13 protein-coding genes and 1 pseudogene are annotated in these 14,307 nt (G+C 62.1%); 8 read left to right on the top strand and 6 right to left on the bottom strand.

Annotated features, from left to right (window positions below; genetic code table 11):
* Positions 1 to 60: 60 nt before the first annotated feature.
* Positions 61 to 828, bottom strand: a complete 768-nt coding sequence (locus FAY22_RS18280) for an ABC transporter substrate-binding protein (protein ID WP_168204881.1) — start codon at positions 826 to 828, stop codon at positions 61 to 63.
* 64 nt (positions 829 to 892) lie between these two features.
* Here FAY22_RS18280 and FAY22_RS22060 point away from each other — a divergent pair, with 64 nt between their 5' ends.
* From FAY22_RS22060 to FAY22_RS18270, 3 genes are read left to right on the top strand one after another with little or no spacing between them, the layout of a single operon-like run.
* Positions 893 to 1,123, top strand: a complete 231-nt coding sequence (locus FAY22_RS22060; protein WP_168204880.1) for a hypothetical protein — start codon at positions 893 to 895, stop codon at positions 1,121 to 1,123.
* Positions 1,120 to 3,237 (top strand): EAL domain-containing protein, encoded by a 2,118-nt coding sequence (locus FAY22_RS18275; protein WP_371417310.1) that lies wholly within the window; start codon positions 1,120 to 1,122, stop codon positions 3,235 to 3,237. Before FAY22_RS22060 ends, FAY22_RS18275 begins: the two co-directional genes overlap by 4 nt.
* Positions 3,234 to 4,256: a diguanylate cyclase gene (locus FAY22_RS18270; RefSeq protein ID WP_146331848.1), complete on the top strand. Its 1,023-nt coding sequence runs from the start codon at positions 3,234 to 3,236 to the stop codon at positions 4,254 to 4,256. Before FAY22_RS18275 ends, FAY22_RS18270 begins: the two co-directional genes overlap by 4 nt.
* A gap of 284 nt (positions 4,257 to 4,540) precedes the next feature.
* On the opposite strand, the gene FAY22_RS18265 is transcribed toward FAY22_RS18270, so the two are convergent.
* Both FAY22_RS18265 and FAY22_RS18260 read right to left on the bottom strand, forming a co-directional pair.
* Positions 4,541 to 5,629: an IS110 family transposase gene (locus FAY22_RS18265; protein ID WP_146331846.1), complete on the bottom strand. Its 1,089-nt coding sequence runs from the start codon at positions 5,627 to 5,629 to the stop codon at positions 4,541 to 4,543.
* A gap of 228 nt (positions 5,630 to 5,857) precedes the next feature.
* Entirely contained in the window at positions 5,858 to 6,307 is a 450-nt protein-coding gene (locus FAY22_RS18260; protein ID WP_146331844.1) for a carboxymuconolactone decarboxylase family protein, read from the bottom strand.
* A 167-nt stretch (positions 6,308 to 6,474) separates the two neighbouring features.
* Between FAY22_RS18260 and FAY22_RS18255 the strand changes: the two genes are divergently transcribed.
* A complete protein-coding gene (locus FAY22_RS18255) occupies positions 6,475 to 7,350 on the top strand; it encodes an RNA polymerase sigma-70 factor (protein ID WP_146331841.1) in 876 nt (291 codons plus the stop codon).
* A 167-nt stretch (positions 7,351 to 7,517) separates the two neighbouring features.
* Positions 7,518 to 8,120 (top strand): annotated as a pseudogene (locus FAY22_RS18250) (transposase).
* 43 nt (positions 8,121 to 8,163) lie between these two features.
* Here the strand turns inward: FAY22_RS18250 and FAY22_RS18245 are convergent.
* Entirely contained in the window at positions 8,164 to 9,330 is a 1,167-nt protein-coding gene (locus FAY22_RS18245) for a mandelate racemase/muconate lactonizing enzyme family protein (RefSeq protein WP_146331839.1), read from the bottom strand.
* Between the two features lie 122 nt (positions 9,331 to 9,452).
* On the opposite strand from FAY22_RS18245, the gene FAY22_RS18240 reads away from it, so the two are divergent.
* On the top strand, positions 9,453 to 10,346 hold the full coding sequence (locus FAY22_RS18240; protein WP_146331837.1) for a LysR substrate-binding domain-containing protein: 894 nt from the start codon (positions 9,453 to 9,455) through the stop codon (positions 10,344 to 10,346).
* Between the two features lie 18 nt (positions 10,347 to 10,364).
* On the opposite strand, the gene FAY22_RS18235 is transcribed toward FAY22_RS18240, so the two are convergent.
* Positions 10,365 to 10,931 (bottom strand): NnrU family protein, encoded by a 567-nt coding sequence (locus FAY22_RS18235; RefSeq protein WP_146331835.1) that lies wholly within the window; start codon positions 10,929 to 10,931, stop codon positions 10,365 to 10,367.
* Positions 10,932 to 11,461: 530 nt separating this feature from the next.
* Here FAY22_RS18235 and FAY22_RS22055 point away from each other — a divergent pair.
* Entirely contained in the window at positions 11,462 to 11,614 is a 153-nt protein-coding gene (locus tag FAY22_RS22055; RefSeq protein ID WP_168204879.1) for a hypothetical protein, read from the top strand.
* A 175-nt stretch (positions 11,615 to 11,789) separates the two neighbouring features.
* Positions 11,790 to 12,431: a 1-acyl-sn-glycerol-3-phosphate acyltransferase gene (locus FAY22_RS18230; protein ID WP_146331833.1), complete on the top strand. Its 642-nt coding sequence runs from the start codon at positions 11,790 to 11,792 to the stop codon at positions 12,429 to 12,431.
* A gap of 60 nt (positions 12,432 to 12,491) precedes the next feature.
* Here the strand turns inward: FAY22_RS18230 and FAY22_RS22615 are convergent, their stop codons facing one another.
* Positions 12,492 to 14,180 (bottom strand): methyl-accepting chemotaxis protein, encoded by a 1,689-nt coding sequence (locus FAY22_RS22615; protein ID WP_146331831.1) that lies wholly within the window; start codon positions 14,178 to 14,180, stop codon positions 12,492 to 12,494.
* Positions 14,181 to 14,307 lie beyond the last annotated feature (127 nt).

Genomic DNA, 14,307 nt, shown 5'->3' with positions numbered 1-14,307 from the left:
GTACGATCGTGCGCAAAATTTCCACCGAGAATTTATTCGGGAGGTGCGCCGGCACAGGACTCAGGGGACCACGCTGGTTTCGATGCGCTGGAAGTAATCGTCTTCCATCTTGTGCAACGGCAGGGAATGCAGCGCCGTGTCGAAGGCCTGCTGCATGGCGTGGCCGTCCGGCGTCTTGCGGAAGCAGACGTGCAGCGACAGCTCGGCCAGCGGCCGTTCGTGGAACACGATGCGGTCGCGCTCCTTGGCCAGCGTCGGCTCGGTCGCCAGCAGGTAGCGCAGCACCAGCTTGTCGATCACGACCGTGTCGACCCGGTGCGCCAGCAGCTTGCGCAGGTTCAGCGTGTCGCTGGGCGACGCATCGACCGTCAGCTTGTGCTGCCGCACCCATTCGTCGAACGTCGGCCCGTTGGAAAAGCCGGCCACGACGGCGATGGAGCGCGTTTCAAGGTCTTGCAGCGATTGCCATTGCAGCGGTGCGCTTTTCAGGTAGGCAAAGCCGATCGTGCTGCTGCCGATCGAGGAGGAAAAATAGCACTGCTGCGCGCGCTCTTGCGTGTAATACGCGGGGAAATAGCCGGCGTACTGGGCATCCTTCATGCCGAGCTGCATGGCGCGTGTCCAGGGAAAGTAGTCGATCTTGGCGCGGTAGCCGAAGCGCCGGGCGGCCGTGTCGACCACGTAGGATGACCAGCCGTCGTGCGCCATGCGGGAGCTGACATAAGGTTGCCACTCGAGGCTTGCCAGGCGCATGACCATGTCTGCGCCGGCGGCGCGCGCCTGCCCCAGCAGGCACAGCGACAGAAGCAGGGCGAGCCCGCGCTGCATGGTTTTTCCTTCATCGGCATGGTGCATAGGGCGCAAGTATCCCATATTTATGGGATGCGGATGGATGGAAAATGGCGATTTAGGCAACATCAATGTTGATAAATACACATTCGTGCGCGCGTTGCTTGCCGATGGCACCGGTTTCCCTTTTTCTGCGCCTTTCAATGGTGGCATTATTATTGCAAGATGGAAATTTCATCGGCTGCTTTTCTGCCGTTTCGCCCTGTGCCCGTCGCTCCTGCCAGCTGCGCTTGCGGCACAGTGTCCAGCGCCATTTAAGGAATGTCATCAGTGAAACTGGCCAATGCCGTCGCATCCCCGCCCATGCCTGTCGCCGCCGATGTCGGCATGTTCAGCCATTTGCTGTCGAATTTCGACGGCATGGTCTACCGCTGCCTGATCGACAGCAACTGGACCATGCAATTCATCAGCGGCGGCTGCCTTGCGCTGACCGGCTACGGGTCCGAGGATTTCATCGCCAACGTCGCGGTCAGTTACGAAGACTTGATCCACCCGGACCACCGGCAACAGGTGCGCGACGGGGTGCATGCGGCCTTGCGGCGGCATGAACGGATCGACCTGGAATACCGCATCGTGCGGCGCGACGGCGCCGTGCGCTGGGTGTGGGAGCGCGCTACCGGCGTCAAGGACATGCATGGCGTTTATATCGCGCTGGAAGGCTTCATCCAGGACATCACGCAGCGCAAGCAGGCCGAACAGGCGCTGCACGAAGCCGAGCGGCGCTATCGCAGCATTGTCGAAAACGCTGTCGAGGGCATTTTCCAGTCGACCCCGGACAAGGGCTACCTGGCGGTCAATCCGGCGCTGGCGCGCATGTACGGGTACGATTCACCGCAGCAGATGATCGACCACCTGCGCGACATCGACCACCAGCTGTATGTCGATCCGCAGCGGCGCGCCGAATTCCTGCGCCGCATGGCCGAGCAGGACGGCGTGCTCAATTTCGAATCGCAGGTCTACCAGCGCGGCGGCAACGTGATCTGGATTTCGGAAAGCGCGCGCAACGTGCGCGGCCCCGACAACGCCGTGCAGTTCTTCGAAGGCTCGGTGATCGACATCACCGAGCGCAAGATCTACGAGGCGCAGATCCGCCACCAGGCCACGCACGACGCGCTGACCGGCCTGCCCAACCGCAACCTGCTGCATGACCGCCTGCAGCAGGCGATGGCCAACGCGCGGCGCAACGACCAGATCGCGGCCGTCGTCTTCATCGATCTGGACCAGTTCAAGTTCATCAACGACAGTCTCGGGCACCAGGTCGGCGACGAGCTGCTGAAAGTGATCGGCGCTCGCCTGCGCGCCAGCATGCGCGCCTGCGACACGGTGGCGCGCCAGGGCGGCGACGAGTTCGTGCTGGTGCTCGACAATCACCGCAGCTGCGAAGCCATCACCGACACCGTGCGGCGCGTCATCGCGCTGGTGGCCGAGCCGTGGAGCGCCAAGGGGCTGGAGCTGCAGGTGACCTGCAGCGTCGGCGTGAGCGTGTTCCCGGACGACGGCAGCGACGCCGAAACCCTGCTGCGCCATGCCGACTCGGCGATGTACAAGGCCAAGGAACTTGGACGCAACACCTTCCAGTACTTTTCTGCAGAGATGAACAGGCATGCGACGCAGCGGCTGGAATTGCTCAACAGCCTGCGCCATGCGCTGGCCAACGGCGAATTCGTGCTGCAATACCAGCCCAAGGTGCAGCTGGCGACGGCGCGCGTGATCGGCGCGGAAGCCCTGATCCGCTGGCACAGCGCGGCGCGCGGGATGGTTTCTCCCGGCGACTTCATCCCGCTGGCCGAGGAAAGCGGCCTGATCATCGCGATCGGCGAATGGGTGCTGCGCACCGCTTGCGCGCAGAACGTGGCGTGGCAGCGCGCCGGTCATCCGCCGCTGCCGATCGCGGTCAACCTGTCGCCGCGCCAGCTGGCGCGTGACGACATCGTCGACGTCGTGGCCGACGCCTTGCAAAGCGCGGGGCTGGAGCCGCGCTGGCTGGAGCTGGAGATCACCGAAAACGACGTCATGCGCGACGTCGACAAGTCGCTCGCGACCCTGATCCGGTTGAAGCAACTGGGCGTGAAGATCTCGATCGACGATTTCGGAACCGGCTATTCGAGCCTGAACTACCTCAAGCGCTTCCCGGTCGATACGCTCAAGATCGACCGTTCCTTCGTCAGCGACATCGCCGCCGACGCCGACGACGCGGCCATCGTCAAGGCAGTCATCTCGCTGGCCCACATCCTGAACCTGAACGTGGTGGCCGAAGGCGTCGAAACCGACGGCCAGCGCCGCTTCCTGGTGGAGAACGGCTGCGACGAGGTGCAGGGCTATTATTTCGGCCGTCCGATGCCGGCGCCGGAATTCGCCGGCGCCTGCTTTTATCCCGGCGGCTTATGAGCAGGATCGCGCGGCCCGCCATTTTCGGCATGAGGGAGCGTAACGACGCGCTGGCCGCGTATCGCGGCCGCGTGATCTACATGCTCGCCATCGTGGCCATCGTCGTGATGCTGCCGGTGGCGATCAAGAATTTCATGCAAGGCCAGTACGCGCTCGGCATCGGCGACGCGTTCGGCATTCTGATCCTTGCCGTCGACGCCATCGCCATCCGCCGCAAGCGCCGGCCGCCGGTGCCCTTCGCGCTGATCCTGATCCCTGCCATTGCCGGCGTCTTGCTGACCATGCGCTGGCAGGGCTTCAGCGGCGCGCTGTGGTCGTACCCGGTCGTGCTGCTGTTTCACTTCGCGCTATCGCGCCGCGTGGCGAACGTCTATTGCCTGCTGCAACTGGTCGGCACCAGCCTGATGGTGTATCAGCTGGCCGGGCTGGACGCGACGGTGCGCTATTTCGTCACGCTGCTGCTGACCATCCTTTTGATCAATCTCGCGCTCAACATCGTCGACGACCTGCATCACCGGCTGGTCGCGCAAAGCTGTGTCGATCCGCTCACCGGCGCCTACAATCGCCGCCACATGGAATCCTGCCTCGACCATGCGATCGCGCGCAGTCGCCGCGACGGTACGCCGGCGTCGCTGCTGCTGATCGACATCGATCACTTCAAGCGTATCAACGACAGCCACGGCCACGCTGCGGGCGACCAGGTGCTGCGGGAAATGGTGGCCGTCATCAACGGCCACGCACGCCAGCGCGACCTGCTGTTTCGCACCGGCGGCGAAGAATTCCTGCTGCTGTTGCCGGACACGCATGAAGACGACGCGCTGCGGCTGGCCGAGGCGCTGCGCGTGGCGGTGGCGGGCCAATTCTGCACGCATGCCGCGCCCGTCACGGTCAGTATCGGCGTGAGCGAACGGCGGCGCGACGAGTCGATGGACGCCTGGCTCAAGCAAGCCGACGACGCCTTGTACCAGGCCAAGGAAACGGGCCGCAATCGCGTGGTGCGCCGCGCCGGTTCGGCTTAGAGCGCCTAACAAAACCTATATGGACTCCCCCAAGGTACAAGAAACTGATCGATAGGGATGGCATGAGGGAGAAGCCTGCAGTCGTATATCCGGCATCTATGATGGGCTCTTTAACGGCCCGTGCCGACATGGAATCTGCGTCACCGTTGCGCCAATCGTTACGAGCGGCAGGCATGCTGCCGGAAGAGTTATCGGCGTCAAACAGTGTGGGGATTTCCCTGGTTGCCATGATAGGCGATCAATCTCTGTGCAAAGGCGGGCGGGTTAAAGTCAACTCAGGTTGTTCAGGCCGGCATCGCATACGCGGTGCGTTCCATCTTTTTCTTCATGCGGGTGACGACTCCCGTGTACGGCTCGGCGTCACGCAACGCCGCATAGCAAATGCGGGCCAGCTTGTTGGCCAGCGCGCACGCGGCTTTGTTATGGTTGCTGCGCGCTTGAACGGCCAACGCCCATTGCCGCAACCCATCGAGTCGTCTGCCGGCGGCCTGGGCCACGCTGGCCGCACGCAAGACCGAGCGTGCACCATGGGTGAGCAGCATGCGCAGGTAGCGGTCCCCGCGCTTGGAGATGCGCCCCAGGTAACGCGTGCTGCCGGACGAATATTCCTTAGGGGTGAGGCCGAACCAGCTGGCAAAGTGGCGTGCATCGCGGAAGTGCTGCACGTTGCCGCTGGTGGCGGCGACCATTGCCGTGGCAGTCAGCAAGCCGATGCCGGGAATCGACAGCAATGTTGTGCAGGCGGCACTCTGCTTGGCCAAGGTAGTCAGTTCGCGTTCGAGCTGCGCGATGCGGGCTTCGAGCAGGCGGATTTCCTCGACCAGCAGTTTCATGGTGCCTCTGATCAGGTTAGGCACGGCCGAATGCGGATCGGCCAGCACACGGCTGATTTGTTCCAGGCCGTTGCGGCTGCCAGCCGCAACGGAAATACCGAACTCGCGGCAGAACCCGCGCAAGGCATTGATGCGCGAGGTGCGGGTACCCATCCAGAGCGAGCGGGTGCGGTGCAGTCCCTGCAGGGCTTGCTGCTCAATCGATTTGACTTTGACCGGGGCAATGTCGGCACAGCGCGCCGCTTCCAGCAAGGCGCAGGCGTCGGCTGCGTCGGTCTTGTTGCGCCGAACGTAGGCGCGAATGTAGGCGGCGGGCAGCAGGCGTACGTCGATGCCCAGGCTATTGAGCCAGCGCGCCCAGTGATGGGCCGAACCGCAAGCTTCCATGATGACCAGCGATACGTTGCGATTGAGGAACCAGCGCTCGAACTGGCTGCGCGTCAATCGATGCTGCTCGATAACCCGCCAGGAGGAATCGGCCACGGCAAGCTGAAATACGGACTTGGCCAGATCGACGGCCACGGTAGTAGTAGTATTCATTGTGGACTCCTTTCGTTGAAGGCTGATCCCCGTCCCCACGTCGACCAGCGCATACGCTTTGACGTAAAAAAACGGGGGGAGTCCATCCCATCATTCTAGTTGCTCTGAAGGCAACAGCTGGGTGCACTGAGGCTTGCCGGCCGTTCGCTATCGGCCAGAAGCAGAAGTTGATGCCACTTCGATATCGTCGCCGGGGCGGGGAACAAGGATGCTCCCCGCCGGATCTCTTCAAGCTCTAGCACGTGGTTTCAAACGGAAGCTGATACCCATGCGATTGATCGCATTCATGGCGGCGATCACGATGGTCAGTTCGACCAGAGCCTTTTCGCCAAACGCGGTCGATGCCGCCGAGTATGCCTCATCTGAAGCATGGGTTTCGCTCACTCGTGTTACCTCTTCCGTCCATGCGAGGGCTGCACGTTCCTGGTCCGAAAACAAATACTCGACCTCTTCCCACACCGGCACCAGTACAATCTTGTCGACAGACATTCCGTGTTTGATGAGATCGCGGGTGTGGACGTCGATGCAGTGTGCGCAACCATTTAATTGAGAAACCCTAAGAAAGACAAGGTGAATAAGTTCGGGTTCCAGACCTGTCCCCGTCGTTGCGTAATGGTGCAGCGCTCCCAGCGCCTTGGCGCCTTCCTGCGAGACTTGAAACCAGTTTGCGCGATTCATTGTTCGTAGTTCCTTTCGTGAGGTGATTGGTCGTGTGTCCGGCGAGACCTGCCCGCCGCTTTCTACAAGACGTGTAGCGTTGTCTTGCTGTGACAAACACCGATGGATTCGTCACAACGGTCGGTGCTGGATCGTCTAGAACGTATGATTCCTAGTCCAAGGTAGCCATGAAGTCCGCCGACCTGCTCGTGTTCGAAACGTTACGCCCCCGTCTATTTCTGATTGCCTATCGAATGCTCGGCATGCGCGCCGACGCGGAAGACATCGTCCAGGATGCTTGGCTGCGCTTCAGCGCAAGTAGGCATGATGAAGTGAGGTCGGCTGAAGCCTGGCTGGTGACCATCACGACGCGGCTGTCGATAGATCGCTTGCGAAGCCTAAAAAATGAGCGCGAAGCCTACAGCGGCTGGTGGATTCCAGAACCTGTGGTCGAGATGGTCGAAGACACCCCTGAGGCTGCTGCCGAATTGGCAAGCGAGGTTTCTGTCGCCATGCTCTGGGTGTTGGAACGACTGACGCCGGAAGAGCGTGCCGCCTTCTTGATGCGAAAAGTATTCGACTGTGATTATGATGAGCTTTCAGCCATGCTTGGCAAAAGCGAAGCAGCCTGCAGGCAGCTCGTCCATCGAGCACAGGAGCGGATACGTCAGGAGCGTCCACGTTTTACAGTCTCAAAAAATATGCACCGTGCCGTCCTCGACAATTTTATGAAAGCGGCAGCTAGTGCTGATCGCGATGCAATGAAGTCACTGTTGTCGGCAGATGTCGAGTACAGGGCGGACGGTGGAGGGAAAGTACCGTCCCTGGACAAGCTCCTCGTCGGGACCGGACGTGTAGCAGGACTGTATTGGGCAGTCGAACATGCGTTCCCTGAACGGGTCGTCTATAAGATGGCACGCGTAAATGGCGAACCCGGGTTGATTCGATACATTGACGGAAAGGTTGAGTCAGTACAATCATTCTGCGTTGACGATGGTGAAATCTCCCGTATATATGTGGTACGTAACCCAGACAAATTACAATCTATTCCCTCACTGCAGTAATTTTCGTTTGCCAGTGGTCTAGCATCCCACCGTGCCAAGGTTCTACTGCCAAAACCGAACATATGGTTAGGTGAAGATAGTCTGAATGTCTGCAATGGTCGATAGCGGACGTACGCAGGCTCACTCAGGGCATTAACGGCGTCCGTGTTTGCAAACAGACTGATGCCATGGCCCAAGCTCTTTTTGCAGAGGAGATTTGGTCACTTATCGCAGCTCATCTTCCGGTCCACCGCCGATCGCCCAAAGGCGGACGGCCACGTATCGATGATCGCGCGGCCCTAACTGGAATCCTGTTTGTCCTCAAGACTGGAATACCGTGGGAGTGCCTGCCGCGCGAACTCGGCTGCGGCAGTGGCATGACATGCTGGCGTCGCCATTCACGAATGGATACTAGCCGGCTTCTGGCAGCGTATCCACGAGGCGATTCTGCGACGGTTCCGCGAGCACGACCAGATCATGTGGGATCGAGTTAGCGTTGATGCCGCCAGTGTACCGGCCCCCGCTGGTGGCGAGCATACGGGGCGAAATCCGACCGATCGTGGCAAACTCGGCTGCGGCGTCGAGGGATTACAGCAAGGATCGCACGCTATGGCGTCGAGTCGCGGGAAAGGCTGGGTCGATGGCGTTCGGCCGTCGAGCGTACCTTAGGTGGGCTACACCGCTTTCGCAGACTGCGTATTCGACATGAGCGACGGGCAGACATCCATCAGGCGTTCCTTTCGCTTGCCTGCTCGCTCATCTGTTGGCGGTGTGTCGAACGGTTTTGTTAGGCATTCTTGGCCGAATGCGGGCCCCGCATGGCGCCCACCGCCGTCAGCTGCTCAGCGCCCGCATTTCGGCGTACAGGTTCGCCTTGCCTTCGAAGCCGATGCCGGGCAGGTCCGGCATCGTCACGTAGCCGTTAACCACCTTGACGCCATCCGGGAAGCCGCCGAACGGCTGGAACAGATCCGGGTACGATTCGTTGCCGCCCAGGCCGAGGCCGGCCGCGATGTTGAGCGACATCTGGTGCCCGCCGTGCGGAATGCAGCGCGAGGCCGACCAGCCGTGCTGGTGCAGCATGTCGAGCGTGCGCAGGTACTCGACCAGGCCGTAGGAGAGCGCGCAGTCGAACTGCAGCCAGTCGCGGTCGGGCCGCATGCCGCCGTAGCGGATCAGGTTGCGCGCATCCTGCATCGAGAACAGGTTCTCGCCGGTCGCCATCGGCTTGTCGTAGTAGTTGCGCAGCATCGCCTGCAGCTCGAAGTCGAGCGGGTCGCCCGCCTCCTCGTACCAGAACAGGTCGTACTGCGACAGCGCCTTGGCATACGCGATGGCGGTGTCCATGTCGAAGCGGCCGTTGGCGTCGACCGCCAGCTTCTGCCCGTCGCCCAGCACCGACAGGATGGCGTCGATGCGGCGCAGGTCCTCGTCGAGCGAGGCGCCGCCGATCTTCTTTTTCACCACCGTGTAGCCGCGGTCGATGTAGCTGCGCATCTCGTCCTTCAGCGCGTTCAGGTCCTGGCCCGGATGGTAGTAGCCGCCGGCCGCGTACACGAACACCTTCTTGTTGAACTGGCCATTGTTGTAGCGGTCGGCCAGGAGGCGGAACAAGGGCTTGTTCTCGATCTTCGCCACCGCGTCCCACACCGCCATGTCGATGGTGCCGATCGCCACCGAGCGCTCGCCGTGGCCGCCCGGTTTTTCGTTGGTGTACATGCAGTTCCAGATCTTGTGCGCATCGAGATTGGTGCCGGCGTCGTTGAGCAGCGTGGCCGGATCGGCCTGCAGGATGCGCGGAATGAAGCGCTCGCGCATCAGACTGCCCTGACCGTAGCGGCCGTTGGAATTGAAGCCGTAGCCGACCACCGGCTTGCCGTCGCGGACCACGTCGGTGATGACCGCCACCAGGCTCAAGGTCATCTTGGAAAAGTCGATGTAGGCATTGCGGATCGACGAGCTGATCGGAAGGGTTTTTTCGCGGATTTCAACAATCTTCATGGTGGTGCTCCTGGCAGGGCGCATCGTGATGCGCCGGATGTTCGGGTGATCTGCAAGGCGCCAGCATACGCAAGATCAGAGGTTCTATAATTCACCACCACGCAAACCATTATTCACCTGAAGTGAAATACGACACCTCTTCCGAGCTTGCGTTCTTCGTGCTGCTTGCCAAGAAGGCCAGCCTGTCGGCCACCGCGCGCGAGCTCAACATCACGCCGCCGGCCGTCACCAAGCGCCTGGCGCAACTTGAACAGCGCTTGGGCGTGCGCCTGGTCAACCGCACGACGCGCATGGTCAGCCTGACCAGCGAAGGCGAGTTGTATCTCGCGCATGCGGGCCGCATCCTCGATGAGATTCGCGCGATGGAAGAACAGGTGGCCAGCACGCGCGATGCGCCCAAGGGATTGCTGCGCATAAACGCCACGCTCGGCTTCGGCCGCACTACGGTGGCGCCATTGATTTCCGCTTTCGCGCGGCGCTATCCCGACGTCGAGGTGCAGCTGCAGTTGACGGACCGGCCGCTGAACCTGGTGGAGGAAGCGTTCGATCTGGGTATCCGATTCGGCGAACTGCCCGACTCGCGCCTGTCGGCGCGCAAGGTGATGGCGAACCGGCGCTTTCTGTGCGCCTCGCCCGCCTACTTGAAACAATTCGGCGAGCCGAAGACACCGCACGACCTGGCGCGCCACCGCTGCATCATTCACCGGCAGAACGATGATGCGCACGGCATCTGGCGCCTGACCAAGGGGCGCAAGACGGAAACGGTGAAGGTCGATGGCACCTTGTCGAGCAACGACGGTGACGTGGTGCAGAACTGGGCGCTCGACGGCCACGGCATCCTGATGCGCTCGGAGTGGGATGTGGCGCGCTACCTGGAAAGCGGCCGGCTTCAGGTAGTGCTTAAGGACTACAGGCCGGCGCCGGCCGACCTGTTCGTGTACTACCCGAGCCGGCGCAACCAGCCAGCCAAGGTACGCGCCTTCATCGACTTCCTGGTCGACAGCCTCCACGCATAGGGCTGGTCGAGCCCCGCCCTACATGCTCCAGCTCACCGCCGCCACGCCGAACAGCGCGCGGTGAAAGGCCATCACCAGCAGCGCCAGCGCCGTTCCCGCCACCACTGCGATGACGTCCTGGCGCGCCGCCGGCACAAACGATTTCACCGCATGCCTGCCGATGGCCGATGCCAGATCGACGAGCGCGTACGCGAGGAAGGCGCCGAACAAGACGGTGGCTTTTGTCTCGCCGTTGGCAGCCAGGTGGACCGCGGCCCAGATGCCCACGCCGAGCAGCATCGGATGTCGCAGCACGCGGCGGATGTGGGTTTTCATGTTGGCCGCTGCCAGCAGGATGAAGCTGATGATCATCGCGCCCGGCGCAATCCTGAGCGCGGCCGCGGACGGCGCGAACAGCTGCGGCTCGCTCGGCGCGCGCGCATAGCCGACCACGATCAGCGCCAGGCCAATGGCGGAAACGAGCGAAAACAACCCCTTGTACTTGCGCTCGCCGAGCGCGTCAAACAGCTTGTTGCGCACGGGCGCCAGCACCGGCAGCAGGTGAATACCGAGAAACAGGACAAGTCCGAGAATCAGCATCGTCATCGCAGCTCTCCTTCATGGGACATGAGTGGTCCAACATACCACGAGCGCGCCCGCCAGCTTTAATGCGGCGGCCAGCCCGGGCATCCGTGATCTGCCGGGTACGAACGTTCGTGCAAGTTGGGATGCCCGACCTGCAGGGCGACAGTGCGCAAAGGCTGCGTTGCCCGCAACCGGTATTCGCCGGAGGTGAGCGCGTACTGCGCTCTGCCGCGCTTAGTACGGGATGGCGAACACCGCGACGACAGTGGTCAGGGTCAAGACGACGAAAAAGGTGACGACGGCGATATCAGCGCGTTCCATAAAGGCCCCCTACAGGCTTGGTGGAGGGGACGCACCAACTTGGACGGCAGTCAGCCCATGCCCCCTTCGCTTCTCACGATAGCCATAGCAGACGCACGGATATTGAGCGTTCTAAAGGAGCAAACCGCAGCCTCCCGGTTTATGCAGGGCGGTTGAGAAAGCGCAATCCATTTCGGCGGCCAACGACTTTAATGGAGAAAACACCGGCCGACCGGGAGGAGGAGAGCACAATGACTTCAACGATTATTTTGCTGTTGGCCGTATTGACCGCCGGGTCCATTCTCGGCACTTTCGTCATTGCGATCCTGGAACTGGACGCGATCGACCAGATACCCGAAGCGCTGTCGGAGTCGCAGGAAGCGCTGAATAATTTCCTGCCTTAGACGGGCCGCGGCGTCACTGGCGCACCGCCAGTATTGCGCATCGCGGCCGGAAAACGCTGCCGGCCTTCTCCTTTCCCTGACACGGTGTCGGTGACACCGGATCCGGTTGTAAATTTCCCAATATCAACATTTCGGCCGATTAGAGGCATAATAACCGCCTCTTGCCTGCCGAATCATGCCTGACCACATCCTCACTCCCCGTAACGTTTCGACGCCATTGCAACGCTTCGCGGTGCGCGCGCTGGCCCTGTTCGGCTGGCGCGTGAACTTCGCCCCGCTGCCGGGGCCGCGCGGCGTGCTGATCGTCTATCCGCACACTTCCAACTGGGATGTCGTGGTTGGCTTGCTGGCCAAATGGGCCGTCGGCGTGCCGTTTCGCTGGCTCGGCAAGGAGGCGCTGTTTCGCGGCATTTCCGGCATGACGCTGGGACCGATCCTGCGTGCCTGCGGCTGCGAGCCGGTGGAGCGCGGCACCTCGACCGGTGCGATCGAACGGCTGGCGCAGCGTATCCGGACGGCCGATCACTACTGGCTGGCGCTGGCGCCGGAAGGCACGCGCAAATACCGCGACAGCTGGCGCAGCGGCTTCTACCATATTGCGCTGAGCGCGGGCGTACCGCTCGGCATGGCGACTTTCGACTTTCGGAACAAGGAGATCCGGCTGGTCGACTATGCGACGATGACAGGCGACCGGGAAATCGACCTGGCGCGCATCCGCAACGTTTATCGGTCATGTCACGGACTGAAGCCGGAATGCGCCGGCCGGATCGATTTCAATACCGCGGATCAGCGGGAAAAGCAGCTGGAACAGGCGTAAGCGCGGCGGGTTTTCAGGAGCGCGTCCTTCCTGCGGGACGCGCCCGCCGCCGGCTTCATTTCAGGCAGCTTCGGCGGTTTGGGCAAGTGATGCGGCGGACACCTTGCTGCGAACGGTGACGTTGGCGTGAGGGAGCAGCTGCACCAGGCTTTCCGGCTGCGCAGCGTCCGCCTTTTGCCCTGCGGATGTCTGCCTTCCCTCCAGCCTGAACACGCTCACCGAACGCGCCAGCGCGCCGGCCTGCTCGTGCAGGCTCCTTGCCGCGTCGGCCGCCTGTTCCACCAGCGACGCATTCTGCTGCGTGACGTTCTCGATCTGCGCGATGGCTTGCGACACTTGTGCGATGCCCGCGCTCTGTTCCTGGCTCGCCGCCGTGATCTCGGCCATGATGTCGGCGACTTGCTTGACCGAGCTGACGATTTCGCCCATGGTCTTGCCGGTCGTGTCGGCCAGCTTTGCGCCGGAATCGACCTTGTCCACCGACGCCGTGATCAGCTCCTTGATTTCCTTTGCCGCTGCCGCACTGCGCTGCGCCAGGTTGCGCACCTCGCTGGCTACTACGGCGAAGCCGCGCCCGTGCTCGCCCGAGCGCGCCGCTTCGACCGCCGCATTCAGTGCCAGGATATTGGTCTGGAACGCGATGCCGTCGATCACGCCGACGATATCGGCAATCTTGTGCGAGCTGTCCCTGATCGCGCCCATGGTGCCGACCACCTGATCCACCGCGTCGCCGCCCTTGACTGCAATTTCGGATGCCACTGCCGCCAGCCGGTTGGCTTGCTGTGCGTTGTCGGCATTCTGGCGGACGGTCGAGGCCAATTCCTGCATCGAGCTGGCGGTTTCTTCCAGCGAGCTGGCTTCCGATTCAGTGCGCGCCGACAGGTCGGCGTTGCCGTTTGCGATCTGTTGCGACGCGACTTCGATGGTCTCGGTCGACACGCGCACTTCGGCGACCAGCGCCGACAGTTTGGCAGTCATGCGATGCATCGCCTTGAGCAGTTTGCCGATCTCATCGCTGCGCGAGGCGTCGATGCGTACGGTGAAATCGCCTTCCGCGATTCGGTCTGCCGCTGCAGCTGCCTCGGTCAGCGCGCGCGACACCGCCCGCGTAAACAGCCATCCCAGGCCGATCAGGGTCAGTGTCGCCAGCACAGCGACGGCGGTGGCCGAGCGGATCAGAGTCGTCACCAGGCTGCTGTGCGCCTGGTAGGCTTGCTGGCTTTGCTTTTCCTGCAGCGGCGCCAGCTTGTCCAGCACCTTCATGAATGCGGTGTGGAGCGGCGGCCATTCGTCTTCGAGCATTGCGCTTAACGCGGCCTTGTCATTATTCTTGTAGGCGGCAAGCAGCTTCTGATAGAACGCGTCGACCAGCTTGATGCCGGCCTCGCCCTCCTTCAGCAGCTCTGCTTCGTCCGCATTCTGGCCGGCGTCCTGCACCGCCATGCTCGCGTATTCGTGCCATAGGCGCGGCACTTCCTGCGCCGCGGCCGCAGCATGATTCTTCGAGCCTTCTACCGACATCTGCTCCAGGAGCACGCCGGCCATGCGAAAGCGCGTTTCCTGCATCAGCGTGCTGATGTTGTTCTTCAGCGCGGACAGCGGTTGCAGCGAATGTCGATGTTCGGATTCCAGGGCCTGCGCCCCTTTGCGAGCAGCATAAATGCCGCCAGCGCCAACCGCGACAATGGCAACGGCGGCGACCAGCACGAAGAGAATGATTTGCGTGCGGATGGAAAGTCTGGAGAACACAATGTTTCCTTTTCGTGGAGCCCGAATCTTGCCGGATCAGGCCGTTCGAGCGCTCGCCGCAAACTGTCTGCCGTGCGGCCAGGGTGTACGCGCGCAGCTCGCGCTTATGGCGCGAGCTGCGAAGGCG

The sequence above is a fragment of the Noviherbaspirillum sp. UKPF54 genome (assembly GCF_007874125.1).
Classification (GTDB): Bacteria; Pseudomonadota; Gammaproteobacteria; order Burkholderiales; family Burkholderiaceae_D; genus Noviherbaspirillum.
Note: the sequence above shows the minus strand (reverse complement) of the source record. Positions and strands in the feature narration are given on the sequence as shown.

Excerpts from the sequence above, each read along its gene's own strand:
- FAY22_RS18270 (WP_146331848.1), top strand. The coding sequence starts at position 3,234 with ATGAGCAGGATCGCGCGGCCCGCCATTTTCGGCATGAGGGAGCGTAAC.
- FAY22_RS22060 (WP_168204880.1), top strand. The coding sequence starts at position 893 with ATGGAAAATGGCGATTTAGGCAACATCAATGTTGATAAATACACATTC.
- FAY22_RS18280 (WP_168204881.1), bottom strand. The coding sequence starts at position 828 with ATGCAGCGCGGGCTCGCCCTGCTTCTGTCGCTGTGCCTGCTGGGGCAG.
- FAY22_RS18255 (WP_146331841.1), top strand. The coding sequence starts at position 6,475 with ATGAAGTCCGCCGACCTGCTCGTGTTCGAAACGTTACGCCCCCGTCTA.
- FAY22_RS22055 (WP_168204879.1), top strand. The coding sequence starts at position 11,462 with ATGACTTCAACGATTATTTTGCTGTTGGCCGTATTGACCGCCGGGTCC.
- FAY22_RS18265 (WP_146331846.1), bottom strand. The coding sequence starts at position 5,629 with ATGAATACTACTACTACCGTGGCCGTCGATCTGGCCAAGTCCGTATTT.
- FAY22_RS18245 (WP_146331839.1), bottom strand. The coding sequence starts at position 9,330 with ATGAAGATTGTTGAAATCCGCGAAAAAACCCTTCCGATCAGCTCGTCG.
- FAY22_RS18260 (WP_146331844.1), bottom strand. The coding sequence starts at position 6,307 with ATGAATCGCGCAAACTGGTTTCAAGTCTCGCAGGAAGGCGCCAAGGCG.
- FAY22_RS18235 (WP_146331835.1), bottom strand. The coding sequence starts at position 10,931 with ATGACGATGCTGATTCTCGGACTTGTCCTGTTTCTCGGTATTCACCTG.
- FAY22_RS18230 (WP_146331833.1), top strand. The coding sequence starts at position 11,790 with ATGCCTGACCACATCCTCACTCCCCGTAACGTTTCGACGCCATTGCAA.